The 23,854-nt window shown below is 66.4% G+C and carries 19 protein-coding genes; 9 read left to right on the forward strand and 10 right to left on the reverse strand.

From position 1 onward, the window contains the following. Window position 1 precedes the first annotated feature (1 nt). The 7 genes from QFZ42_RS06935 to eat form a co-directional block, all read right to left on the reverse strand. Window positions 2-580 carry a peroxidase-related enzyme gene (locus tag QFZ42_RS06935; RefSeq protein WP_307700255.1) on the reverse strand — a complete coding sequence of 193 codons (579 nt, stop codon included), beginning with the start codon at window positions 578-580 and terminating at the stop codon, window positions 2-4. A 76-nt stretch (window positions 581-656) separates the two neighbouring features. Beyond that, entirely contained in the window at window positions 657-1,919 is a 1,263-nt protein-coding gene (locus tag QFZ42_RS06940; protein WP_307700256.1) for a haloacid dehalogenase-like hydrolase, read from the reverse strand. 94 nt (window positions 1,920-2,013) lie between these two features. Further along, complete coding sequence (locus tag QFZ42_RS06945) at window positions 2,014-3,267, reverse strand: type II toxin-antitoxin system HipA family toxin (protein ID WP_307700257.1); 1,254 nt, start codon at window positions 3,265-3,267, stop codon at window positions 2,014-2,016. Next, entirely contained in the window at window positions 3,257-3,553 is a 297-nt protein-coding gene (locus tag QFZ42_RS06950) for a helix-turn-helix domain-containing protein (RefSeq protein ID WP_307700258.1), read from the reverse strand. Before QFZ42_RS06950 ends, QFZ42_RS06945 begins: the two co-directional genes overlap by 11 nt. A 117-nt stretch (window positions 3,554-3,670) precedes the next feature. Continuing rightward, complete coding sequence (eutC, locus tag QFZ42_RS06955; protein ID WP_307700259.1) at window positions 3,671-4,456, reverse strand: ethanolamine ammonia-lyase subunit EutC; 786 nt, start codon at window positions 4,454-4,456, stop codon at window positions 3,671-3,673. Between the two features lie 22 nt (window positions 4,457-4,478). Then, the gene (locus tag QFZ42_RS06960; protein WP_307700260.1) at window positions 4,479-5,873 is read right to left on the reverse strand and encodes an ethanolamine ammonia-lyase subunit EutB; all 1,395 of its coding nucleotides are present in this window, start codon (window positions 5,871-5,873) and stop codon (window positions 4,479-4,481) included. Between the two features lie 18 nt (window positions 5,874-5,891). Next, entirely contained in the window at window positions 5,892-7,316 is a 1,425-nt protein-coding gene (gene eat, locus QFZ42_RS06965; RefSeq protein ID WP_307700261.1) for an ethanolamine permease, read from the reverse strand. A 186-nt stretch (window positions 7,317-7,502) separates the two neighbouring features. On the opposite strand from eat, the gene QFZ42_RS06970 reads away from it, so the two are divergent. Continuing rightward, complete coding sequence (locus QFZ42_RS06970) at window positions 7,503-7,871, forward strand: FKBP-type peptidyl-prolyl cis-trans isomerase (protein ID WP_307700262.1); 369 nt, start codon at window positions 7,503-7,505, stop codon at window positions 7,869-7,871. Window positions 7,872-7,895: 24 nt separating this feature from the next. On the opposite strand, the gene QFZ42_RS06975 is transcribed toward QFZ42_RS06970, so the two are convergent. The 3 genes from QFZ42_RS06975 to QFZ42_RS06985 all read right to left on the reverse strand — a co-directional run bounded on the left by QFZ42_RS06975 (window position 7,896) and on the right by QFZ42_RS06985 (window position 12,138). After that, entirely contained in the window at window positions 7,896-9,494 is a 1,599-nt protein-coding gene (locus QFZ42_RS06975) for a glucan biosynthesis protein (RefSeq protein WP_307700263.1), read from the reverse strand. Between the two features lie 174 nt (window positions 9,495-9,668). Further along, window positions 9,669-10,475: a class I SAM-dependent methyltransferase gene (locus tag QFZ42_RS06980; RefSeq protein WP_307700264.1), complete on the reverse strand. Its 807-nt coding sequence runs from the start codon at window positions 10,473-10,475 to the stop codon at window positions 9,669-9,671. A 154-nt stretch (window positions 10,476-10,629) separates the two neighbouring features. Beyond that, window positions 10,630-12,138: a CoA-acylating methylmalonate-semialdehyde dehydrogenase gene (locus tag QFZ42_RS06985; protein WP_307700265.1), complete on the reverse strand. Its 1,509-nt coding sequence runs from the start codon at window positions 12,136-12,138 to the stop codon at window positions 10,630-10,632. A gap of 105 nt (window positions 12,139-12,243) precedes the next feature. Between QFZ42_RS06985 and QFZ42_RS06990 the strand changes: the two genes are divergently transcribed. The 8 genes from QFZ42_RS06990 (at window position 12,244) to QFZ42_RS07025 (ending at window position 23,544) form a co-directional block, all read left to right on the forward strand. After that, on the forward strand, window positions 12,244-13,194 hold the full coding sequence (locus QFZ42_RS06990) for a LysR family transcriptional regulator (protein ID WP_307700266.1): 951 nt from the start codon (window positions 12,244-12,246) through the stop codon (window positions 13,192-13,194). 135 nt (window positions 13,195-13,329) lie between these two features. After that, window positions 13,330-13,746 carry a YjfI family protein gene (locus tag QFZ42_RS06995; RefSeq protein WP_307700267.1) on the forward strand — a complete coding sequence of 139 codons (417 nt, stop codon included), beginning with the start codon at window positions 13,330-13,332 and terminating at the stop codon, window positions 13,744-13,746. 15 nt (window positions 13,747-13,761) lie between these two features. After that, entirely contained in the window at window positions 13,762-14,475 is a 714-nt protein-coding gene (locus tag QFZ42_RS07000; RefSeq protein ID WP_307700268.1) for a PspA/IM30 family protein, read from the forward strand. Continuing rightward, window positions 14,472-14,834, forward strand: a complete 363-nt coding sequence (locus tag QFZ42_RS07005) for a hypothetical protein (protein ID WP_307700269.1) — start codon at window positions 14,472-14,474, stop codon at window positions 14,832-14,834. The genes QFZ42_RS07000 and QFZ42_RS07005 overlap by 4 nt, the downstream gene beginning before the upstream one ends. 27 nt (window positions 14,835-14,861) lie before the next feature. After that, window positions 14,862-15,506: an OB-fold-containig protein gene (locus QFZ42_RS07010; protein ID WP_307700270.1), complete on the forward strand. Its 645-nt coding sequence runs from the start codon at window positions 14,862-14,864 to the stop codon at window positions 15,504-15,506. Window positions 15,507-15,559: 53 nt separating this feature from the next. Continuing rightward, window positions 15,560-17,728, forward strand: a complete 2,169-nt coding sequence (locus QFZ42_RS07015; protein WP_307700271.1) for a hypothetical protein — start codon at window positions 15,560-15,562, stop codon at window positions 17,726-17,728. 53 nt (window positions 17,729-17,781) lie between these two features. Further along, complete coding sequence (locus tag QFZ42_RS07020; protein ID WP_307700272.1) at window positions 17,782-18,285, forward strand: zf-TFIIB domain-containing protein; 504 nt, start codon at window positions 17,782-17,784, stop codon at window positions 18,283-18,285. A gap of 12 nt (window positions 18,286-18,297) precedes the next feature. Further along, window positions 18,298-23,544 carry a DNA repair ATPase gene (locus tag QFZ42_RS07025; protein WP_307700273.1) on the forward strand — a complete coding sequence of 1,749 codons (5,247 nt, stop codon included), beginning with the start codon at window positions 18,298-18,300 and terminating at the stop codon, window positions 23,542-23,544. Window positions 23,545-23,854: the final 310 nt, after the last annotated feature.

Raw genomic sequence — 23,854 nt, forward strand, 5'->3', positions numbered from 1 at the left:
GCTATTTCTTCTCGCGGGGCAACCGCCCCATCAGGAAGAATTCCGGATTCGGCTGCATGCCGCTGAAGCTTGCAAGCCGGTTGCTCAGGCCGAAGAAGGCGGTGATGGAAGCGATGTCCCAGATGTCCTCGTCGTCGAATCCATGGACATGCAATGCGCTGAAGTCCGCATCGTCGATTTCGTGCGAGCGTTCGCAGACCTTCATTGCAAAGTCGAGCATCGCGCGCTGCCGCGGCGTGATGTCGGCCTTGCGGTAGTTCACCGCCACCTGGTCCGCCACCAAAGGCTTCTTCTCGTAGATGCGCAGCAGCGCGCCGTGCGCGACCACGCAGTACAGGCACTGGTTGGCCGCGCTGGTGGTCGTGACGATCATCTCGCGGTCGCCCTTGGTGAGCGAGCCTTCTTCCTTCAGCATCAACGCGTCGTGGTACGCGAAGAAGGCGCGCCACTCGGCCGGGCGGCGCGCCAGCGCAAGGAAAACGTTGGGAACGAAGCCGGCTTTCTCCTGCACCGCCAGAATTGCGGTGCGGATGTCTTCCGGCAGGTCTTTCAGCTCGGCGAGAGGGTAGCGGTCGGCCATGTGGTGTCTCCTGGTGGCAATGCCGGGATCATAGGCAACTACCCCACGAGCAGCTACCGCCGCCGAGCGTGCAGGCCTACTTCAGAGCCTTGCCTTGCGTTGCCCCCAGCGGCGTGTGCAGTTGCGAAGCCACCCACTGGCCCGTGTTGTCGTCGCGGCCCTGCAGCAGGTAGCGCGTGTCGGGCTTGCCGTAGTTCTGCACCGCCATGGCCGAGAACTTGCCGATGTCGGTCTTCGGGTCGCGCAGGCGGTTGACGATCAGCACCTTCTTGGTGTCGGCAAAGTCGGCCATCATGTTCTGGTCGCCCTCGCTGTCGCCGGCGATGAAGCTCGGGCCGTAGCCGTATTTGCTCACCAGGAAGCGCTGGATGTTCTTGGTCTTGCCCGGGCCTTGCGTCTGGTCGTAGCCGCGCCGGTACTCGGGCTGGATCACGCCATTGGCGTCGCGCTCCAGTTCCATCGCCAGCACGCGGTCGGCCGGGTTGTTGTAGCCGAAGGCGGGGTTCGACGAGATTTCCTTGATCACGTCGACGAAAGATGCGGAACACACCCACACATCGAAACCCGCGTTCCGGAACGCGGCGTACAGCTCCTGCATTTCTGGCTGTAGCCGCAGGCCGTTCTTCCAGCTGACCGAGACGACGCCCGCCTGCCCGGGCAGTGCGGCGGGCGACGTCCATTTCACCTTGGCCACGGGTTCCTTCAATTGCCATGCCACGGTTTCCGCCGTGAGCTTGCGCACCTGCGCTTCGGTCATGCCGACGAAGAGGTAGGTCACCCACGGGTAGGCCGTGTCGTGGTCGAAGGTGTCGCCGATGGCTTCGTAGAGATAGCGCACCTTGGTGGTGAATGCGATGTAGTGCGGGCTCAGCTTCACCGCGGCCAGCGGCTGGCTGCCCTTGAGGCCGCTGTAGTTCTGGTAAAGCCAGGTGTAGCTCGCCACGATGTCGGGCACCAGCCGGTCGATGTTCACCGGCTGGCCGGCCGCGTTGTTGTACGCGGGAAGAAAATCTTTCTTGGGGATGTTCTTGCGCAGCGCCACTTCGAGCTGCGCCGGCGTGGCGCCGAAGACCAGGTTCTCGAGCTGGTAGATCAGCGAGGCTTCCTCGATGTCGAGGAACACGCTGGTGTTGTCCCAGTCGAACACCACGTAGGGCGGCTTGGCGGCGTTGTAGCCCGGGCTTTGCTTGCCGAGGCTGGAGATCAGGCCTTCGATCTGGGCGCGGTTGAAAGCGTCCCAGTGGGCGGGCGAAAGGCCCTTGGCGGGCGAGAGGCTGGCGCAGCCGGTAGCGACGAGCGCGGCAGCAAGTGGGGTGAGAAGGGCGAGGCGGCGTTGCATGTGCTTCCTGTCGTTATGCGTTGTCGATGAAAAGCTCCGAGCGTATGCAGCGCTCGTGACACTTCCGCATCGACCTACGCATCAGCCATGCCAACTACGCGCCGATGCGTGCCTGCTGCTGTTCGATGAACGCCGCCACCCTGCGCACGAGCGCGCGGTTTCCCCCTGCCGCCTCGACGCTCGCCGCGGCCTGCACAGCGACGGTTTCCTGGATGCTGCGGATGGTCGCGGCTGCGTGCGATGCCGGCAGGCCGAATTGGGAAGATGCGGCGTGGGCCAGTTCGAGGCGCGATGCGTGCTGGCCCGGAAAGATGGCGAGCTCCTGATAGCCCGTGTGGCCGCCCAGTTGCATCACGAGGTCGAAGGCCGGGGACAGGCGCCACAGCCCGTCTTCGCCCCGCAACGCGCCGTGGTTCTTGACGTGATCGTCGCTGTTGCCCACCGCCAGGTTGAATACCAGGCGGCGGAACAGTTCGGCCAGGTCTTCCTGCGGCTGCCGGGAGATACGCCGCAGCAGCTGCGCCAGCTCGACGTAGCTGCCCCCGCTGGAGTCATAAGGCACATCGAGCAATGCCGAGGCCGAGAGGTAGTGAAAACGCTGCTCGTCGCTCACCGGGCCCGCCCGGTCGAAGCGTTCGACCAGCAAGGCATGCCCCGACGCGAGGGGCTGCAGCAGGAACGGCGGAACATCGATGCCGCAGGCATCGGCGAGCCAGAGCGTGGCCGCCTCGATCACTTCCATGTCATGGTCGTCGCCGCGCGATGCGAACTTGGCGATGCAGCGCCGGCCCTCGTGCACAAAGGCCGCCTTGGGGCGGGCGCCGCCCAGGCTGCCGCCGCGCAGGAGCCGGTGCATGTCGGGGCCGATCTCCATGCCGGCTTCGACACGGCGCGAGGCCTCGGCGAGTTCCTCCAGCGAATGAAGCGTCGAAGGCGGTTCTTCGCTCTCGATGGGCAGCGACTCGGCGAACACCATCGCACCGATGCGGTCCTCGTTGGTCAGCAGCAATGCGTCGATGTCGGAAAGGGGCCTGCCTTGGCGTATTTCAAGCACCTTGCGGCCCCAGCTGTCGGGCAGCGCATCGCGCAGCGTGAGCGGCATGGCGCCGCCCTCGCGGATGCGGCGCTCGGCGAGCACGAATGCGGCATCGCGCAGCGGCAGGCGCTCGGGGTTGAGCGGCGCGGCCGCCGGGTCTTCGAGATAGCGCCGGCCGTAGGCGAATTCGCCGGACTCCACGACGCCACGGCGAACGACTTTCATCAGGCCGGCCGGCTGCACTCGCTCGCCCGTGCGCTGCGCGAGTCCGACGTAGATGCGTCGCTCGACGTCGTCGTTGTCAGAAATCACGTTCGTCCTCTGCAATCTCGCCCGGAGCACCCTGCGAGGCCGACCTGCGCACGCGGCGCCTGGCCGCCAGTCCTGCGGGCGCCGGGGCGACGCCGTCCAGCGAATCGATCTCGCCAAGAAGCCACAGCGCATGGGCCAGCAGGCCGATGCTGGTGCCGGGCTTCCCGGATTCGAGGGCGCGCAGGGTATTGGACGAGCACAGCAGCCGCTCGGCCATTTCGGCAATCGTCCACCCGCGATGCACCCTGTGGGCGCGAAGGCGCTGGCCCAGCCTTTCAAGAGGCAAGGCGGTCTGCGAGGGCAGGGCGGAAAGGCTGAGACTGCTTCTTGACATCAATAAAATGAGTATTAACCGACTTAACAATCATTTTATTGCGTATTTTATGATCTGGCAAAAGCCCCGCTATGGCGCCACGCCGGGCCTCGCGGCGTCGCTCTGCCCCAGCACCGCGAGATCGCTCTCGTCCTTGAGCCCGACGCCGGTCAGCCCCCGTTGCTGCGCCTCTCGCATCAGCCAGGCCAGCTTGAACGCAGCGGCCTCGCAGGGCAGGCCTTCGGGGCGCACGTTCGAAATGCAGTTGCGCTCGGCGTCGTGCCGGCCGCGCTTCGGCGAGTGGGTCAGGTAGATGCCGAGGCTATCGGGCGAGCTGAGTCCCGGGCGCTCGCCGATCAGCATGACCGAGAGCGCGGCGCCGAACAGTTCGCCGACCTCGTCGGCCAGTGCCACCCGGGCCTGGGTGGCGATGACCACGGGGGAGAAGCGCGTGTCGGCCGGCAATTGCGATCGCAGCGCGGCCAGCAGCGGCGCGGCATGGCGCGCCACGGCGAGCGAAGAAAGACCATCGCCGATCACCAGGCAGACTTCGCAGCCGCCCTTCGCGCCGTTGCGCATGCGCTCGGCGTCGTCCGGGTCGAGTTGCCGGCCGAGGTCGGGCCGGCGCAGGTAGGTGGTGCGGTCTCCGGCGCGGCTGCGGGCCCGCATCGTTCCCCATTGTTGTGCGTTCAGCGTGGCTTCGAGCGCATCGACATCGAGCGCCGCGTGAATGGCATCGCGTGCCATCGCATGGGCCCAGCCGAAGCGCAGCGTCTCGTCGGTGGGCATGCCGGCGCCGGCGCGGCCCAGCGCCAGGCGTGCTGGCGTGGCCGAGCGCCATTGCGACCAGGGATTGGGGGTGACGGGGTCGCTCATTGGCGCACCCTTGGCGCTGCGCTCATGGCGCGAGCGCGGTCAGCCCGCTCATGTCCGCCAGCAGGCGGTTGGCCGAAGGCGGCGCAAGCTGCCCCGCGGCGTCGGTGATCTGCATGCGCTGCAGCCACGCCTGGAATTCCGGCGCGCGCTTCAGGCCCAGCGTCTGGCGCAGGAACAGCGCGTCGTGGAACGAGGTGCTCTGGTAGTTGAGCATCACGTCGTCGGCGCCCGGAATGCCCATGATGAAGTTGATGCCCGCGGTGCCCAGCAGCACGAGCAGGTTGTCCATGTCGTCCTGGTCGGCCTCGGCATGGTTGGTGTAGCAGATGTCGCAGCCGAGGGGCAGGCCCAGCAGCTTGCCGCAGCAGTGGTCTTCGAGCCCGGCGCGGATGATCTGCTTGCCGTCGTACAGGTATTCGGGCCCGATGAAGCCGACCACCGTATTGATCAGAAGCGGCTTGTAGCGGCGCGCCAGCGCATAGGCGCGGACCTCGCAGGTCTGCTGGTCGACGCCGAAGTTGGCGTTGGCCGAGAGCGCGCTGCCTTGGCCGGTCTCGAAGTACATGACGTTGTCGCCGACGGTGCCGCGCTTCAGCGCCAGCGCCGCGGCGTAGGCGTCGTCTAGCAGCTCGAGCGTTACGCCGAAGGAGAGGTTCGCCTTCTCGGTGCCCGCAATCGACTGGAACACCAGGTCCACCGGCGCGCCGGCTTCCGCGAGCTTCAGCGTGTTGGTCACGTGCGTGAGCACGCAACTCTGGGTGGGGATCTCGAAGCGCTGGATCACCTCGTCGAGCATGTGCAGCAGGCGGCCCAGCACGGGCATGCTGTCGGAGGCCGGGTTGAGGCCGATCACCGCATCGCCCGCGCCATAGAGCAGGCCGTCGAGCGTGGAGGCCGCCACGCCGCGCAGGTCGTCGGTCGGGTGGTTGGGCTGCAGGCGCACCGAGAGGTGGCCGGGCAGGCCGATGGTGTTGCGAAAACGCGTGACCACGCTGCACTTCTTCGCGACCGACACCAGGTCCTGGTTGCGCATGAGCTTGGACACGGCCGCGACCATCTCGGGCGTGAGGCCCGGCGCCAGCGCCGTGAGCGCCTCGGTGGTGGCCTGCTCCGACAGCAGCCAGTTGCGAAAATCGCCCACCGTGAGATGCGACACCGGCGCAAAGGCCTGCGCGTCGTGGCTGTCGATGATGAGCCGCGTGATGTTGTCGCTCTCGTAGGGAATCAGCGCTTCGGACAGGAACTGCTTGAGCGGCGTCTCGGCCAGCACATGGCGCGCCGCCATGCGCTGTTGCGCGGTGGCGGCGCCCACGCCCGCGAGGTAGTCGCCCGAGCGCGCGGGGCTGGCGAAGGCCATGACCTGCTTCAGGTCGTCGAAGGTGAAGACCTGCCCGGCGATGGTGGCGCTGTATCGCATCGTCTTTCGCAGCGCCTTTCAGGCGTTGCCGGCGGTGGAAGAAAGCATCTCGTCGGGTGCCGCCGCCTTGCGTTGCGCCGAGGTCAGCAGGAAGTAGCCGTAGGCCGCCGCCATCAGCACCAGGAACAGCACCGTCAGCATGAAGTTGAACCACACCATCGCGCCGAGGCACACCACGCCGAGTCCGAGCGCGATGGCCGGGAACACGGGGTAGAAAGGAGCGCGGTAGGTGCGCAGCAGGTCGGGTTCGCTCTTGCGCAATTTGAAGAGCGCGGCCATCGAGATCAGGTACATCACGATCGCGCCGAGCACGGCCATGGTCACGATGTTGGCGGTGAGCGTCTGGCCGCCGAACTGCACCCACTCGTCGCTGAAGATCGCGACCACGCCGATGACGCCGCCGGCCAGCAGCGCGCGGTGCGGCGTGTCGAAGCGCGGGCTCAGGCCCGCGAAATAGCGCGGCAGGTAGCCGGCGCGCGCCAGCGCGAAGATCTGGCGCGAGTAGCCCATGATGATGCCGTGGAACGAGGCGATCAGCCCGAAGAGCCCGATCCACACCAGCATGTGCAGCCAGCCGCTGTTGTCGCCCACCACCGCCTTCATGGCCTGCGGCAGCGGGTCGTTGATGTTGGCAAGCTTGCGCCAGTCGCCCACGCCGCCCGCGAAGATCATCACGCCGAAGGCGAGCACCACCAGCGTGACGATGCCCGTGGTGTAGGCGATGGGAATGGTGCGGTGCGGGTCGCGCGCCTCTTCGGCCGCCATGGCCGCGCCCTCGATGGCCAGGAAGAACCAGATCGCGAACGGAATGGAAGCGAAGATGCCCGAGATGGCCGCGCCATTGAGCACGCTGCCGCCGGCCCACCCGTTGGCGACGAAGTTGGCCATCGTCCAGCCCGGCGTGACCACGCCCATGAACACCAGCAGCTCGACGATGGCCAGGATGGTCACGAACAATTCGAAGGCCGCCGCGATGCCCACGCCCACCCAGTTGAGCCCGATGAAGATCACGTAGGCGCCGAGCGCGAACCATTTGGGATTGATGCCCGGGAACTGCACGTTCAGATAGGCGCCGATGGCCAGCGCGATGGCCGGCGGCGCAAAGACGAATTCGATCAGCGTGGCAAAGCCCGCGACGAAGCCGCCGGTCGGCCCGAAGGCGCGCCGTGCATAGGCGAAGGGGCCGCCCGCATGCGGAATGGCGGTCGAGAGTTCGGTAAAGCTGAAGATGAAGGTGGTGTACATCGTGGCCACCAGCAGCGTGGCCACCAGGAAGCCGAGCGTGCCGGCGGTGTTCCAGCCGTAGCTCCAACCAAAGTACTCACCCGATATGACGAGGCCTACCGCAATGCCCCAGAGCTGGATGGGGCCGAGCACCTTCTTCAGGTGGCCGGTGCCGGCCGGGACAGCGATGGCGGCCGGTGTGGCTTCGATGGACTGCATGGAGCTTCCTCTTTTTGCGGATGTTGACAGTGCACATGCAGCAAAGCAAGGGTTGTTCCACCGGATACAGGCTCCCGGGCGAAGCGCGCCGCCTGCTGGCCATAATCGTGGCTTTCCATTCTCTCGAGGTGTTCAGTGAAGTCTTCCTTGTCCCTGCTCGGCGCCGCTCTTGTTTCCATCTGCGCCATGTCCACCGCCTGGGCGCAGACCGCGCCCGTGACCACGCCAAGCGGCCTGGTCTATCAATCGCTGAAGGAAGGCACCGGCGCCTCGCCCGCCGCGACGGACGTGGTCAAGGTGCACTACCGCGGCACCTTCCCCGACAGCGGCAAGGAATTCGACAGCTCCTACAGCCGCGGTGAGCCCACCGAGTTTCCGCTCAACGGCGTGATCCCTTGCTGGACCGAGGGCGTGCAGAAGATGAAGCCGGGTGGCAAGGCCAAGCTGACCTGCCCGCCGGCCATTGCCTATGGCTCGCGCGGCGCAGGCGGCGTGATTCCGCCGAACGCCACGCTCAACTTCGAAGTCGAGCTGGTGTCGGTCAAGAAGCGCTGATCGCGCCGGGCTTCTTCGTGAAGCTCAACCTGGTTGGTACTGGTACAGCCAGGTTTCCGTCAGTGTCTTGTCGCCGATCTTCAGGTAGAGCCGCATGTCGATGGGCTCGTTGCCTTCGGGCGTGAAGTCGAATTGCGCGCGCCAATGGCCGGGCACGCCGTTGGGCACGGCTTCGGCAAAGACATAGGAGAACTTGCCGCGCGGCGCGGTCAGCATGAGTTCGGGCTTCACGCCGAAGGGCACGGTGGTGAGCGGCTGGCCGACGAACTCGACCATGAACTTGCGCACGCCCGGCGGGCGCGGCTGGCCGGGCTGCCCGCCGCGCCCGATGCGCGTGGCCACGCAGCGCGCAAGCGGCGAGGGAAAGGGCTCCTGGTCGGTCCAGTGCAGGCGGTACTGCAGGCTGTAGCTCGCGCCGGCCTTGGCATCGGCCTTGGGCACCCAGAAGGCGACGATGTTGTCGTGGATCTCGTCGTCAGTCGGGATTTCGATCAGCTGCACCGAACCTTCGCCCCAGTCGCCCAGCGGCTCGATCCAGAGGCTCGGGCGCTTTTCGTAGTTGACGCCGTCCTGGTAGTTGTCGAAGGCGCGGTCGCGTTGCAGCAAGCCGAAGCCGCGCGGCTTGGTGTCCGCGAAGGCCGAGGCACGCGTCTGCGTCGGGTTGTTGAGCGGGCGCCAGATGCGCTCGCCCGCGCCGTTCCAGATGGCAAGGCCATCGGAGTCGTGCACCTCGGGCCGCCAGTCGATGGCGGTGGGCTTGATGGTTTCCGAGTACCAGTACATCGAAGTGAGCGGCACCAGCCCGAGGCGCGACACGTCGCGGCGCAGGAAGAGGCGCGAATCGATGTCCATGATGACGGCCTTGCCGCGCTGCATCACGAACTTGAACACGCCCGTGACGCTCGGCCCCTCGAGCAGCGCGTAGACCGTCATCGAGGTGGTGTTGCCGGCGGCCGGCGTTTCGAAGTAGTAGCGCGTGAAGGTCGGAAACTCTTCCGGCTTGTCGGGCACCGCCACGTCGAGCGCGAGGCCGCGTGCCGACAGGCCGTACTGGTACAGCTCGCCGATGGCGCGGAAGTACGAAGCGCCGAGGAACGCGACCCAGTCGTTCTTTTGCCAGTCGAGCTTGCTCTGGTCGCCCAGGCGGCTTTCCTGCAGGCGAAAGCCCGCAAAGCCCGCGCCGGGCGGCAGCGCGCGTGCCGGGCTGTCGGGGGGCATCGAAAAATACGTGGGGCTGTAGAGCACTTCGCGCGCGAACGCATCACCGTCGGAGTTCTCGAGCACGTGCATGCGCACCGGGGTCTGGAAGAAGCGGCCGAGGTGAAAGAAGGTGACGGGAAAGGCGCCGGGGCCATCGCGGAAGAGGGCGTTGGCGGGGTCGAACTTGATCTTGCCGTGGGCGTCGTAGTCGATCTTCTCGAGCACGTCGGGTGCGAGCGGCGCGGCAGCGACGTACGGTTGCGCGGCCAGGCGTTTGGCTTGCGCGACAAGGCGATCGAACGAGAACGGCGAAGGCTGGCTCAGTTGCAGGCCGTTGGCGGCCAACGCCTCTTCGGGCAGTCCAAGGGCGGCGAGTGCGGCGGCGGCACCACCTGCGGCAAGGAAGGATCGGCGATCAAGCATGTGTTTCTTGAGGGTTGCGAGTCTTGGAGGTACGGGAGAACCATCCTAATGCAACGCATCAGGCGTTTCCGCGACAGGAGGAGCGGCGAGCATGCCTTGACCGAGGTGCTTTCCGCGTCAGCCAACCCGTGCAATCCAGGCCAGACAAGGCCGGGGATTGGAAAAATTGTGCGTTTATGTATCGGCTTGGTCCACCGCGCTCAGCGCGTAAACAGCGTAGAGCGGCACGCCGAGCAGCATGAGGACCAGCGGCGCAAACAAGGTGTACAGCGGGCCCATGCCCTCCAGCACGCGGTAGGTGGAATCGAGCCGCAAGCGCGGATGGGCCTGTGTCAGCTCGGCGATCCGGCGCAGCCCCCATCGAAACTCGGCACCGGTGGCGCGCACGGAAGGATGCTGCGCGGCCCGCCCGATCGCAAGCCAGCACATGGCGTCGAATGCCAGCACCGAGCCGGCGGGCGCGCGTTCGCCGAAGGTCGCGAGCATGGCTTGCACCTGTTGCGGCTCGAGGTACATCAGCACCCCTTCGGTAAAGAGAAATACCGGTGGCCCGTTGCGCTTGCGCGGCAGCCCCAACTGTTCCCACCAATCGGGCGAGGTGAGGTCGAGCGCGCGCGCATCGTGCCTCGGACTGGTTTCAGGAATCAGTTCGCGGCGAAGTTCGAGCACCTCGGGCAGGTCGGCGTCGGTCAAGCGGGACTTTCCGTCGTCCAGCCATTGGAAGTAGTGGCTCAGGCCGCAGCCCATGTTCACCACGCGGCCGCCCGGATGCTGCTTGAGGAATTCCTGCGCGAGGCTTCGAAACCTGCGCGTGCGGTTCAGGATGCCGTAGATGGTCGCCCTGTCTTCCGGCAGGGCGTGCCCGTCGTCGCGTATCTGCTCCAGCACCGCGGCGGCGTAGGCGTCCCGCACGGCAAGTTGCGGAAACATCGCATCGCCGGAGGCGCGCGCGGCGAGCGAAATACGCAGCGTGGAAGGCACGGCCGACAGGCTCCGTGAGGCTGTGCTTGTTGCCGTCGTGGTTGTCGTGGGCGCTGGAACCAGGGTCATGCGCAAAGTCTGGCGGCTCTCGCACAGGGGAGCAAGTCAGTCTTTGGTTAGCCTTGGCCATTGTTGGCCAGTGCCCCGATGCCTGTTACTTCGCGGTCGGCATCACGAACTCGGCGCCCTTGCCGATGCTCTCGGGCCAGCGCTGCATGACCGACTTCTGCTTGGTGTAGAAACGCACGCCTTCCTCGCCGTAGGCATGCATGTCGCCGAACAGCGAGCGCTTCCAGCCGCCGAAACCGTGCCATGCCATCGGCACCGGAATCGGCACGTTGATGCCGACCATGCCGACCTGGATGCGGCGGCTGAACTCGCGCGCCACGTTGCCGTCGCGCGTGAAGCAGCTCACGCCGTTGCCGAACTCGTGGTCGTTGACCAGATCGACCGCGTCCTTGAAGTTGGCCACGCGCACGCACGAGAGCACGGGGCCGAAGATCTCTTCCTTGTAGATGCGCATCTCGGGCGTGACATGGTCGAACAGCGTGCCGCCCATCCAGAAACCGTCGCCGCAGCCCTGGCCGGCCGTGGCACCTTCGAAGCCGCGGCCGTCGACCAGCAGCTTCGCGCCTTCCTTCTCACCCAGGGCGATGTAGCCCGTGATGCGCTCGTGCGCCGCGCGCGTGACGATCGGCCCCATCTCGGCCGCGAGGTTCTCGCCGTCGAGCACCTTGAGCGTCTTCGTGCGCTCGATGAGCTTGGGAATGATCTTGTCCGCCACGTCGCCCACCAGCACCGCCACGCTGATGGCCATGCAGCGCTCGCCGGCCGAGCCGTAGCCCGCGCCGATCAGTGCATCCACCGTCTGGTCGATGTCGGCGTCGGGCATCACCACCATGTGGTTCTTCGCGCCGCCGAGCGCCTGCACGCGCTTGCCGTGGCGGGCGCCGGTTTCGTAGATGTAGTTGGCAATGGGCGTGGAGCCGACGAAGCTCACGGCCTTGACGTCCGGGTGCTCGAGCAGCGCATCGACCGCGACCTTGTCGCCCTGCACCACGTTGAACACGCCGTCGGGCAGGCCGGCTTCCTTCAGCAGTTCGGCCATGCGCAGCGACGGCGTGGGGTCGGTCGGGCTGGGCTTGAGAATGAAGGTATTGCCCGCGGCAATGGCCACCGGGAACATCCACATGGGCACCATCACCGGAAAGTTGAAGGGCGTGATGCCGGCCACCACGCCGAGCGGTTGGCGCAGCGTCCAGTTGTCGATGCCGGTGGAAACCTGGTCGGTGAAGTCGCCCTTGAGCAGCTGTGGAATGCCGCAGGCGAACTCGACGATGTCGATGCCGCGCGAGACTTCGCCCTGCGCGTCGGTGAACACCTTGCCGTGCTCGGCGGTGATCATGTGCGCCAGCTCGTCCTTGTGCAGGTTGAGCAGCTCCAGGAACTTGAACATCACGCGGGCGCGGCGGATCGGCGGCGTATCGGCCCACTTGGGGAATGCGGCCTGCGCGGCGGCCACGGCGGCGTCGACATCGGACTGGGCCGCGAGCACCACCTTGGCCGTGACCTTGCCGGAAGCGGGATTGGTGACATCCTGCGTGCGGGTGGAACCGCCGGCGGTGTGCTGGCCGGCAATGAAATGCGCGATCTGTGTGGTCATGGAGAGTCCCGGAGGTCAAATGATTGCACCAGTCTAGGAAGGAGAGGCACCTCTGCCTAGGCGCTAAAGTTGAACTGTTTGTTCGCCATGGTGAACAATGCAGCCATGGATACGCAAAAAGCCGAATCGCTCTGGATCCACTTGCACTGGCTGATCGTGCTCGGGCAGCAGGGCAGTTACACCGCCGCCGCGGCGCGGCTGGGTGTGAGCAAGGCGGCCATGAGTCAGCGCATCGCCGAACTCGAACGCGCCGCGGGTGTGCCGTTGGTGCGCCGCACCACGCGGAGCATGCGGCTCACCGAGGCCGGCCAGCAGCTCGTCGACCAGACCCGCGAGCCCTTCGAGCAGATCGCCCACAGCTTTCTGAAGGCGCAGGACCATTCGGGCGAACCGCGCGGCCTGGTGCGTGTCACGGCGCCCGTGGCGCTGGGCCGGCAGCAGCTGCTGCCGCGGCTCACCGACTTTCTTCTGGCGCATCCGTCGATCCGCATCGAGATGGAACTCTCGGACCGGCTCAGTTCGCTGGCGACGGAAGGCTTCGACCTGGCCGTGCGGCATGCCGCTTCGCCGCCCGATACGCATGTGGCCTGGCGGCTGTGCGAGACCCGGTCCGTGCTGGTGGCCAGCCGCGCCTATCTGCGCCGAAAAGGAACGCCGCTGGCGCCGGCCATGCTGGCCGAGCACGATTGCCTGCACTATCCGCGCGGGCAGGAAACCAACGTGTGGTCGTTCGAGCGGCGTGGCGGCCGCGCGCGACAGGCTGAGCGCGTGACGGTGCCGATCGCCGGACCATTGGCCGCCAACAACAGCGAGGCACTGCGCGATGCGGCGCAGGCGGGGCTCGGTATTGCGCTCCTGCCGGACTTCAGCGCGCAATCGGGCCTGCAGGCGGGCAAGCTCGTCGAGGTGCTGCCCGACTGGCAGCCCACGGGCGCGTTTGCGGACCATATCTACGCCATTCGGCCCTATTCGTTGCACATACCGCGTGCGGTGAACCTGTTCGTGAGCCATCTGCGCGACACCCTCAAGGCCGGATTCCAGCTGCCGCAGGCGTGACGTTCCGGCAAGCTGCCGCGGCCCAAGCGGGTGGGCATAGGCCAAAAGAATCTTTGACATGTTATGTCGCCGCACCTATAGTGACCCCATCGAAGCACCGTTCGCTTCGGTCGGTTTCCAACCCCAAGGAGAGGTATGCAATCACTGCTCGATCAACTGAAGGGACTCGATGTCCTGGCCGGTGCCGCGATGGGCGGCCTGACCGTGCAGTTGCAGCCGATTCCGGGCCAGACGCCCGTGGTCCAGGTGAGCATCGAAGGGCGCGACGAGCTGCCCATCTTCATCACGAGCTCGGACATGCAGATCATCTGCATCTGCTATCTCTGGACCGAAGAAGAAGTGAAGGCCGAACGCCGTACCGAGCTGCTCGAATCGCTGCTCGACCTCAACCCTTCGGTGCCGCTGTCGTCCTTCGGGCGCGTCGACGGCCGCTACGTGCTCACCGGTGCGCTCGGGCGCAATGCGGGCGTGGAAGACGTTGCGCGCGAAGTGGCGGTGCTCAGCGACAACGCGCTCGATGCGCTGGACGCCCTGTCCGAATTCCTGAACTAAGAAGCGGAGATCATCATGACAGTCATCAAGAAGCTGGTCACCTTGCTGCGCGGCAGTGCCCGCGAAATCGGCGAGAGCGTGGTCGACAGCAATGCCACGCGCATCTACGAGCAGGAAATCGTCGATGCCAAGCACAGCATCGAGAAGGCCAAGGGCGATCTCACCGGCGTCATGGCCAAGGAGATGCAATCGGCCCGCGAGATCGAACGCCTGAAGAACGAAGCCGCGCGCTACGAAGGCCTCGCGCTCGAAGCGCTCAACAAGACGCAGGAAGGCCTGGCACTCGACGTCGCGGCGAAGGTCGGCACGCTCGAAAAAGAACTCGAAGAGCAGGCCAAGGCGCACGCCTCCTACGCGCTGCAGGTGTCCAAGCTCAAGGACCTGATCAAGACGGCCGAAGCGCGCATCCGCGAGCATGAGCGCGAGATCGGCATCGCCAAGACCACCGAGAGCGTGTACCGCGCCACGCAGTCGATCTCCGAAAACATCGGCGCGGGCGGTTCGCGCCTGTCCAATGCGCGTGAGTCGCTCGAGCGTATCCGCCAGCGCCATGAGGAACTGGCCGACCGGATGGCCGCGAGCCAGACGCTCGAAAACGAACTCGGCCACAGCGCGCTCGAGAAAAAGCTCGCGGCCGCGGGCATCGGCAATGACGTCGACCGCACCGGCCAGGTGATGGAGCGCATCCGCGCGCGCCAGGCCAAACCGGCGGAGCCTGGTTCGCAATGACCGTGCGGGTCAAGCCGGTTCGCTGGCAAGGCTCGGACGAGGCGATACGCGCCGTTCAGGTGGCGTTCGACGTGGAAGAGGCCGTGCTGGAGGCAGTTCGCACGGCGGCCTTCGAGCAGCACGTGTCCACCTCCGACCAGATCCGGCAGGTGCTGGGGCTCGCGACAACGTCCAAACCCAAGCGGCCGCGGCTGACCGTGTCGTTGAATGCGGCAGACTACGAGTTTCTAGCGGCGAGATATGGGCTCGCCCCGGACGACCGGCTGGCCATCAAGGAGAGGGCCACGCGGGATCTGATTGCTTTTGCAAGTGGTGGAAAGAAAAAGGGCACTGGCGCAGCGAAGCCGGGCCGAAGATAAAAACACAACCCGCACGCGGGAGGGTCAATGGGAAATTTCATGGATGCGGTGGTGGGCTACCCCACCGCGATCTACACGGTGCTGCTGGGCGTCGTGGTGATCTATTGGATGCTCGCGGTGGCCGGCATGGTCGACATCGAGCACAGCGGCATCGATGTCGATCTGCAGACCCATGCCGACGGCGACACCAGCGACGTGGGGCAGCTCGCGAGCTACGTGGTTGCGTTTGGCCTCAACGGCGTGCCGTTCTCGGTGGCGGTGAGCCTGCTGGTGCTGGTGTCGTGGACGCTGTCGTGCCTTGGCGGGGAGTGGCTGCTGCCGCTGGTGCCCACGCTGCCGCTCAAGATCTTGGCCGGCACGGTGTTGCTGGTGGCGAGCGCCGCCATCTCCATACCCGTGACAGCCGTGGCCATCCGCCCGCTGCGCGGCTTGTTCGTGAGCCACACGGCGGTGAGCAATGCGGCGCTGGTCGGACAGGCCTGCCGCGTCGTCACCGGCGTGGTGAACGAGAAAGACGGCCGTGCCGAAGTGGCGCGCCGCGGCGCCAGCCTGAACATTCGCGTGTGGGCGCCCACGCCCAACACGCTCAAGCGCGGATCGCAGGCGCTCATTCTCGAATACGACGAGGTGGCCGGCCGCTACCTCATCGCGGCGCACGACGACATCGTCTGACCGCGCGCACCCCCTTACTGTTCGTTCGCTCTTAAAGCATCTCTGGAGAAAAAATGGAGCCCATCATCTTTGCCGTGGTCATACTGGCCGTGGTCATCCTCGGCCTGTTCGCGATGTTCGCCAAGTTCTATCGCAAGATCGAACAGGGCCACGCGCTCATCGTGAACACGCTGCGCGCCGAGCCCGAGGTGACCTTCACCGGGCGCATGGTCTACCCGATCATCCACAAGGCCGAGTTGATGGACATCTCGGTCAAGACGATCGAGATCGACCGCTCCGGCAACGAAGGCCTGATCTGCCGCGACAACATTCGCGCCGACATCAAGGTGAAGTTCTTCGTGCGCGTCAACAAGACCGCCGACGACGTGCTCAAGGTGGCGCAGGGCATCGGCTGCGCGCGGGCGTCGAACCACGAAACGCTCGAGGAGCTGTTCTCGGCCAAGTTCTCCGAAGCGCTCAAGACCGTCGGCAAGTCGATGGATTTCGTCGACCTGTACCAGGCGCGCGACGGCTTCCGTGACCAGATCATCAGCCAGATCGGCAACGACCTGTCGGGCTACGTGCTCGAAGACGCCGCCATCGACTACCTCGAGCAAACGCCGCTCTCGGAGCTCGACACCAACAACATCCTCGATGCGCAGGGCATCAAGAAGATCACCGAGCTGACGGCGGTCGAACATGTGCGCACCAACGAGTTGCGCCGCAACGAGGAAATGCAGATCAAGAAGAAGAACGTCGAAACGCAGGAGGCGCTGCTCGAGCTCGAACGCCAGCAGGCCGACGCCACCGCGCGCCAACAGCGTGAAATTGCCAGCGTGCGTGCCCGCGAAGAGGCCGAGACCGCCAAGATCCAGGCCGAGGAGCGCACCAAGTCCGAAACCGCGCGCCTGGTCTCCGAGCAATCGATCTCGGTGCAGCAGGAGAACGTGCAGCGCGAGAAGGAAGTGGCCGAGAACAACCGCAAGCGCGCGGTCGCCATCGAGGAAGAAAAGGTCACGCGCGCCCGCGACCTCGAAATTGTCGACCGCGAAAAGGAAGTGACGCTGCAGCGCATCGAGAAGGACAAGGCCGTCGAAGTGCAGAAGAAGGCCATTGCCGACGTGATTCGCGAGCGCATCGTGGTCGAGCGCACCGTGGCCGAGCAGGAAGAAGCCATCAAGGAACTGCGCGTGGTCGCCGAAGCCGAGCGCACCAAGAAGTCCGTCGTGATCATGGCCGAGGGCCAGGCCGACGAAAAGATGGTGATCGACGTGAAGGCGGCCGAAACGCAGGAAAAACGCGCGCGCCACAAGGCGGCCGAAGAACTCACGCTGGCCGATGCCAAGCTCAAGGTCGCGGAGCGCGACGCCGAGTCGAAGAAGCGTGAAGCCGAAGGCATGGAAGCCATTTCGGCCGCGCCGGGCCTCGCCGCTGCCAAGGTGCAGATTGCCACCGCCCAGGCCAAGCTCGCCACCTTCGAGGCCGAGGCTTCGGGCAAGGAAAAGCTCGGCTTGGCCGACGTGCATGTGCGCCAGGCCGACGCCGATGCCATCCTCAAGGCCGGCCAAGCCGATGCGCAGGTGATCGAGGCCCGCTCGCAGGCCGAAGCTGCGGGCATGCGCGCCAAGTTCGACGCCGAAGCCTCGGGCAAGGAAAAGCTCGGCCTCGCCGAAGTGAACGTGCGCACTGCCGATGCCGAAGCCACCCTGAAATCTGGCCAAGCCGACGCGCAGGTGATCGAAGCCCGCTTCAGCGCCGAAGCCAAGGGCCTGGCTGAAAAGTTCGAAGCCATGAAGGCGATGAGCCCAGACACCCGCGACCACGAGGAATTCCGCATGCGCCTCGAAAAGTCGCACATCGAAACCATGAAGGGCATCGACGCGCAGACCGCCATCGCCAAGGAGCAGGCCGAAGTGCTGGGCACCGCGCTGGCCAACGCCAAGATCGACATCGTGGGCGGGCAGGGCGACTACTTCGACAGCTTTGTGCGCTCGCTCTCCGTGGGCAAGGGCATCGACGGCGTCATCTCCAAGAGCAATGCGCTGCAGGTGGCCTTCAAGGACCAGCTGTCCGGCGATCGCGACGTGGTGAAAGACCTGCGCGACCTGGTCGGCGCGCTCGGCAATTCGTCCGGCGAGATCCAGAACATCAGCGTTGCGGCACTGATGAGCCGGATCACCAGCGACGGCAGCGAAAGCCAGAAAACCGCGCTCAACAACCTGATCTCCACCTTCCGCAACTGAGTGGGCGCGCGATGAATCCGAACCTGAAATGCAGTTGCTCCGCACACGGGTCGATGCAACCCGTTGCGTTGGCCGAAGCGCTGCTGGCGGTGAATTGCACCGACTGCCGCGGCATGGTCATGGCCATGGACGACTGGCGCGCCTGGAAGGCCGCCGACCCTGCGCGGGAGCCCCATGCCATCGATGACGAGGTCATCGAAGTGTTCGATGCCGCCGCTGTGCGGCACTGCCCCGAATGCGACCGGCTCATGCAGCGCCTGCGCGTGAGCGCCGGGCCCGACTTTCGCATCGACCGTTGCATTGCCTGCCAGAACCTCTGGTTCGACCAGGGCGAATGGCCTGCGCTCGTGAGCCGCGGCCTGGCCGGCCGGCTCGACGAACTGCTGTCCGACGGCTGGCAGCGCCGGCTGCAGACCGAAGAAGTGCGCGAGGTGCGGCTTGCCGCACTGCGCCGCCGCTACGGCAATGACTGCATCGACGAGCTGGACCGCATCCGCGCCTGGCTCGACACCCAGCCCCACCGCGACGAACTGCTCGCTTTGCTGCGCGTGGACTGACCGCGCCAATCCATGCAACCCACTGACGAAACGGGAGCGCCCGGAAGCGCTCAGGCGGCCGCAACCGACCAGACCGAGTCCCTGGTGTCCGGCAGCGGTAGCTACGACCTGCTGAAGAAGCGGCTCGAAACCCAGGGCGAGGGCCTGCTGAAGAAGACGCGGGCGCTCAACGAGCAGCGCCTGGCCGAGTTCGGCCGCTCCGAACAGACGCTGGTGCTGCGAACCCGCGCGCGCACCGAGAACAACGCCGTGGCGCGTGACATCGTGCGCATCGGCGACCTGCTGCTGTTCGGCTACAACGTGTTCATCGGCCTGCGCAAGGAAACGGCCGTGAGCGACGTGTTCGGGCTTTACCGCCTGGCTATGCCTGGAGAGGCGGCCACCGAGAACGACGAGCTGCAGCCAGTGCCCCTGGCCGGCACCTTCCTCGAAGACACGCGCTTCGTTTCCGACTTTCGCGAGCTCTACGCCTACTACAAGCAGGCCACGATGCTGCAGCTGCGCGTCACGCAGGACAAGCTGCTGGCGTCCTTCCGCATCGGCCAGCAGCTGACCGACGTACGCGTGTTCCGCTGGGCCATCGAGCGCGACGGCGGCATCCACTACATCGACAACCGCGGCGAGCGCGACATCGCGCTGCCCGCGAGCCACGACTTCGAATGGACCGTTGCCACGCGCGAAGACCACGTGGGCGGAAAGCACCCCCATGTGAACGTGCTCGACACGGTGTTCGTCGAAACCCTGGGCGGCGACCTCACGGTCAAGATCGAGAACAACACCGAAACCGGGCTCGGCATCTACAGCGAGCCGGTGGAAGACAAGAGCCAGTCGCTCACCGACGCCGAGATTTCGTGGGCCAAGCTCGGCATGCTGATCCTGCTGCGCGTCAAGCCCTACCGCGAGCAGGTCACACGCTACCTGGTCTTCAACATCCGCACGCAGCAGGTCGAGCGCATCGATGCCATCGGCGGCTCCTGCGTTCAGTTGCCCGAAGACCACGGCATCATTTTTCCGGGCGGCTACTACCTGCAATCGGGCGAGTACAAGCGCTTCGACCTGCCGGGCGAGGTGGTGGAAAGCCTGCGCTTCAAGCGCATGCTGCGCTCGCCCAACGGGGAAGACGTAGCCTATGTCTTCTACGATCCGAAGCCGGGCCGCTACGCGCTCTTCAACTACAACCTGATCGACAAGAAGCTCGCTACGCCGATCATCGCCAACGGCTACGCGCGCTTTGCCGACGGCCGCATCCTGGTGTTCAACGGCGAGGACGGCGAGCCGACGCGCGTGCATCCGATGCAGCTGTGGCAAACGCCGTTTGCCAGCGAGGAGCACGTGAGCGCGCAGCCGCCCGCCACCGGCTTCTTCGGCAAGATCGGCAATGCCGAACTGGTGCGGGGCGTGAGCGACCTGATGGGCATTGCCCGTGCGGTGCGCGAGCAGGCGCCCACGCGCGCCGCCTACGAAGACCTGATCCGCCAGTGCACCCGCGTGAGCGACGCCTACTTCTGGCTCGACGCAGCCGAGGCGGCCGGCCTGATGGGCGAACTGCGCAGCATTGCCGACGTGGCGCGCAGCACGCTGGCCGAGTTCGAGAAAGTCGACACCATCCGCCGCGAGACCGCGCGTGCGCTGGCCCGCGCGGAAGACGAGCAGCACGCGCTGATGGTGGACATCGCCAGCACGCTTTGGCGCGCCCCCGACGATTTCGTGAAGGCCTTGGGACGCCTGCGCGAGAGGCGCGGCGCGCTGCAGATGCTCAAGGAGCTGCGCTATGCCGACCTGCCGCGCATCGCCGCCATGGACGCGGCGCTGGAGACCGAGCAGCAGCGCATCGGCGAGCGCGCGATGCAGTTCCTGGCCGCCGACACGGCCTTCAACGGCCAGCGCCAGGCGCTCGACAAGCTCGCGCTCGACCTGCCCAACCTGGCCACCTCGCCCGCGCTCGGCCAAATGCTCGCGACGCTCGACGAACAGGCGGCCGGCCTCGACCTGTTGACCGAGCAGCTCGGCAGCCTGCCGGGCGGCGATGCGGTCATCCGCACGTCGATTCTCGACCGCATCTCGCTGATCTACGCCGACATCAACCGCATGCGCGCCGATGCGCGGATGCGGCGCAAGTCGCTGGGCGCGACCGAGGCGCGCGCCGAGTTCGGCGCGCAGTTCAAGCTCTTCAACCAGGCGGTCGAGAACGCGCTGGAGTTCGCCGATACGCCCGAGAAGTGCGACGACGCGCTCACGCGCCTCCTGGCGCAACTCGAAGAAATCGAAGGCCGCTTCGCCGAGCAGGAAGACTTTCTGGCCGACATCGCCGAGAAGCGCGAAACCGTCTACGAAGCGCTGTCCGCGCGCCGCCAGAGCCTGGTCGAAGCCCGTCAGCGCCGCGCGCAGGGCGTGGTCGATGCGGCGGGCCGCATCCTCGACGGCATTCCGCGCCGTATCGCGCAGCTGGCCGACCTCGCGCAGGTTCACAGCTACTTCGCGGCCGACCCGATGATCGGCAAGCTGCGCACGCTGATCGCCGACCTGCGCACGCTGGGCGCCGCCGTGCCGGCCGACGAGCTCGATACGCGCCTGAAGACCGCGCGCGACCAGGCCCTGCGTTCCATTCGCGACAAGCGCGAGTTGGTGAGCGAGGGCGGCGACACCCTGCGCCTGGGGCGCCATGCCTTCACCGTGCACCGCCAGCCGGTCGACCTGACGCTGGTGGCCCGGGACAGCGGAATGGCTTACCAGGTGACCGGCACCGATTACCTGAGCCCGGTGGACGAACCCCGGTTGCTGCCGCTCCAGCGCTACTGGAACCAGGCGCTGGTGTCGGAAACACCCGAACTGTCGCGCGCCGAATACCTGGCCGGGCGCCTGCTGGAGTCGTTGCAGGGCGGCAAGGCCGAACGCACCTGGGCCGAAGTGGTCACGCTCCTCACCGAAGACCCTGTGCATCCGCAGCTGCTCGAAATGGTGCGCCGCTTCGCAGCCGCGCGCTACCAGGAGGGCTATCAGAAGGGCATTCACGATGACGATGCGCTGCGCCTGCTGGGTGCGCTCGTCGCGATGCAGGACCAGGCCGGCTTGCTCGCCTGGGGCCCGACCGAGCGGGCCTTGGCCTTGCTCTACTGGCAGCACGGCCACCTGATCGCGCACCGCGAATCGCTGCTGCGGCGCGCACGCGCCGCGATGCAGATGAACACCCTGTTCGGCCGGCGCGATGCGCTGGAGCAACTCGAAGCCGACACCGCGCGTTCATTGAACCATTTCGCGCGCGACGTGCTGCCCGACCTCTTGCCGATTGCCGAGACGGCCGACGACGAAGAGCGCCACGCGCACCAGGGCCGCGTGGCGACCCTGTGCGACCAGGCCGCGGCCTACCTCGTGCGCGAGCTTGCGGGTGCGCACGGCGGCGAAACCTGGGCCGTGTCGGGCGCCGGTGAAGACCTGGCGGCCGCGCTGCTGCGCGAGCTCGAGCGCGGTGGCCGCCGCGAGGCCTGGCAGCACGACCTCGACGCCGCACCGCCCGCGGAGCGCTGGCGCCTGGCGCGCGACTGGGTGCGTGCCTACGCCACCCACCAGGCGCCGCAGTCGGTCGACTGGGCCGACGACGCGGCCAGCGTGCTCGCCATGCCGCTGCAACGCACGCGCGTCAACGCGGCGCTCGACCGCACGGTCGAGGGTTTGCGCGGCGAGCATCCGCGCGTGACCGACGGCCGCACGACGCTGAACCTGAACGACTTCTGGCGCCGCTTCCTGTTCCACACCACCCACGCGGTGCCGGGCTACGAAGCGCTGCACAGCCTGCGGCACGAGCTGCTCGAACGCGAGAAGGCCCGCCTCAAGCTGGGCCAGTTCCAGGCCAAGCCGCTCTCGACCTTCGTGCGCAACCAGTTGATCGACGAGCTTTACCTGCCCATCATCGGCGACAACCTCTCCAAGCAGATCGGCTCGGCGGGCGAAGGCAGCCGCACCGATCGCATGGGCTTGCTGCTGCTGATTTCGCCGCCCGGCTACGGCAAGACCACGCTGATGGAGTACGTGGCGGACCGGCTGGGCCTGATCTTCGTGCGCATCAACTGCCCGGCTCTGGGCCACGGCGTGACCGCCATCGACCCGGCCAACGCGCCGAACAGCGCGGCGCGGCAAGAGCTCGAAAAGCTCAACCTCGGCCTCGCGATGGGCAGCAACGTGATGCTGTACCTGGACGACATCCAGCACACCAGCCCCGAGTTTCTGCAGAAGTTCATTGCGCTGGCCGACGGCACGCGCCGTATCGAAGGCGTGTGGAATGGCGAGCCGCGCAGCTACGACATGCGCGGCAAGCGCTTCGCAATCGTGATGGCCGGCAACCCGTACACCGAGTCGGGCGACGTGTTCAAGATTCCGGACATGCTGGCCAACCGGGCGGACATCTACAACCTCGGCGATGTGCTCTCGGGACGCGAAGCGGCCTTTGCGCTTTCGTACATCGAGAACAGCCTGACCTCCAACCTCACGCTGATGCCGCTGGCCTCGCGCGACCCCAAGGACGTGCAGCTGCTGGTGAAAATGGCGCAGGGGCACGAGGTGCCGAGCAGCGCGCTGTCGCACGCCTACAGCGCAGTCGAGCTCGAAGAGATCAAGGCGCTGCTGCAGCGATTGTTCCGTGCGCGCGACCTGCTGCTGAAGGTCAACCTCGCGTACATCGAATCGGCGGCGCAGCAGGAGGCCTACCGCACCGCGCCGCCGTTCAAGCTGCAGGGCAGCTACCGCAACATGACCAAGCTTGCGGGCAAGATCACCGCGCTGATGCGCGACGACGAGCTCGATGCTTTGCTGCGCGACCACTACCGCGGCGAGGCGCAGACCCTGACCACCGGCGCGGAAGAAAACCTGCTTCGCCTCGCACAGCTGCTGGGCAGTCCCACGCCGGAGGAAAGCGCGCGCTGGACGGCGATCTGCGAAGAGTTCGTGCGAAAGAAAAAGCTCGGTGGCGACGACGTCGACGGCAGCCAGCGCATCGCGAGCAGCATGCTCGACGTGGCGCGCGCGGTCGATGCACTCAAGCCCAAGCCGGCGGCCGAAGGGCCGAACGAAGGCCAGCGCCTGGCCGACGCGATGCTGCAGATCGCCGTGACCTACCGCGAGCTGATCCTGCCGCTGGTGACCGCCACCGAACGCCGGCTCGAACTCGACCGGTCGATCAAGCAGGACATGGAGCGGCTTGCGGCTGAAGCGCAGGCTGCGCGCGGCGCTACCAGGCGTGCACCGAAGCCGGACCCGGAGAGCTAGGAATGAAGCGTTGCCTTTCTCTGTGCGTCGTTGCACGTCTGATGCCGCGTTCAGGGCGCGCTCCCGCCGACGGGGTACCTTGCTCCGCGAATGTCCTCCGGCCTGCGGCCTCCCCCTTGATTTCGCTGCGCAAGGCACCCCGCCAGCGGGCGCGTTGCAAAGAGCGGTCGTTGATCAGCGGTGCACCAGCAGAGCGTCCAGGTGCACAGGGCATCGGGTGCTCCTCGCAGCGAAATCAAGGAGGAGGCGAAGCCGGGGGACATTCGCGGAGGGGAGTACCCGGTGGCCTGTGCACGCGCCCTGAACAGCA

It is taken from the genome of Variovorax paradoxus, from assembly GCF_030815855.1.
GTDB lineage: Bacteria > Pseudomonadota > Gammaproteobacteria > Burkholderiales > Burkholderiaceae_C > Variovorax > Variovorax paradoxus_M.

Excerpts from the sequence above, each read along its gene's own strand:
- QFZ42_RS06935 (WP_307700255.1), bottom strand. The coding sequence starts at position 580 with ATGGCCGACCGCTACCCTCTCGCCGAGCTGAAAGACCTGCCGGAAGAC.
- QFZ42_RS06940 (WP_307700256.1), bottom strand. The coding sequence starts at position 1,919 with ATGCAACGCCGCCTCGCCCTTCTCACCCCACTTGCTGCCGCGCTCGTC.
- eutC (WP_307700259.1), bottom strand. The coding sequence starts at position 4,456 with ATGAGCGACCCCGTCACCCCCAATCCCTGGTCGCAATGGCGCTCGGCC.
- QFZ42_RS06960 (WP_307700260.1), bottom strand. The coding sequence starts at position 5,873 with ATGCGATACAGCGCCACCATCGCCGGGCAGGTCTTCACCTTCGACGAC.
- eat (WP_307700261.1), bottom strand. The coding sequence starts at position 7,316 with ATGCAGTCCATCGAAGCCACACCGGCCGCCATCGCTGTCCCGGCCGGC.
- QFZ42_RS06970 (WP_307700262.1), top strand. The coding sequence starts at position 7,503 with ATGTCCACCGCCTGGGCGCAGACCGCGCCCGTGACCACGCCAAGCGGC.
- QFZ42_RS06975 (WP_307700263.1), bottom strand. The coding sequence starts at position 9,494 with ATGCTTGATCGCCGATCCTTCCTTGCCGCAGGTGGTGCCGCCGCCGCA.
- QFZ42_RS06985 (WP_307700265.1), bottom strand. The coding sequence starts at position 12,138 with ATGACCACACAGATCGCGCATTTCATTGCCGGCCAGCACACCGCCGGC.
- QFZ42_RS06990 (WP_307700266.1), top strand. The coding sequence starts at position 12,244 with ATGGATACGCAAAAAGCCGAATCGCTCTGGATCCACTTGCACTGGCTG.
- QFZ42_RS06995 (WP_307700267.1), top strand. The coding sequence starts at position 13,330 with ATGCAATCACTGCTCGATCAACTGAAGGGACTCGATGTCCTGGCCGGT.
- QFZ42_RS07000 (WP_307700268.1), top strand. The coding sequence starts at position 13,762 with ATGACAGTCATCAAGAAGCTGGTCACCTTGCTGCGCGGCAGTGCCCGC.
- QFZ42_RS07005 (WP_307700269.1), top strand. The coding sequence starts at position 14,472 with ATGACCGTGCGGGTCAAGCCGGTTCGCTGGCAAGGCTCGGACGAGGCG.
- QFZ42_RS07010 (WP_307700270.1), top strand. The coding sequence starts at position 14,862 with ATGGGAAATTTCATGGATGCGGTGGTGGGCTACCCCACCGCGATCTAC.
- QFZ42_RS07015 (WP_307700271.1), top strand. The coding sequence starts at position 15,560 with ATGGAGCCCATCATCTTTGCCGTGGTCATACTGGCCGTGGTCATCCTC.
- QFZ42_RS07020 (WP_307700272.1), top strand. The coding sequence starts at position 17,782 with ATGCAACCCGTTGCGTTGGCCGAAGCGCTGCTGGCGGTGAATTGCACC.
- QFZ42_RS07025 (WP_307700273.1), top strand. The coding sequence starts at position 18,298 with ATGCAACCCACTGACGAAACGGGAGCGCCCGGAAGCGCTCAGGCGGCC.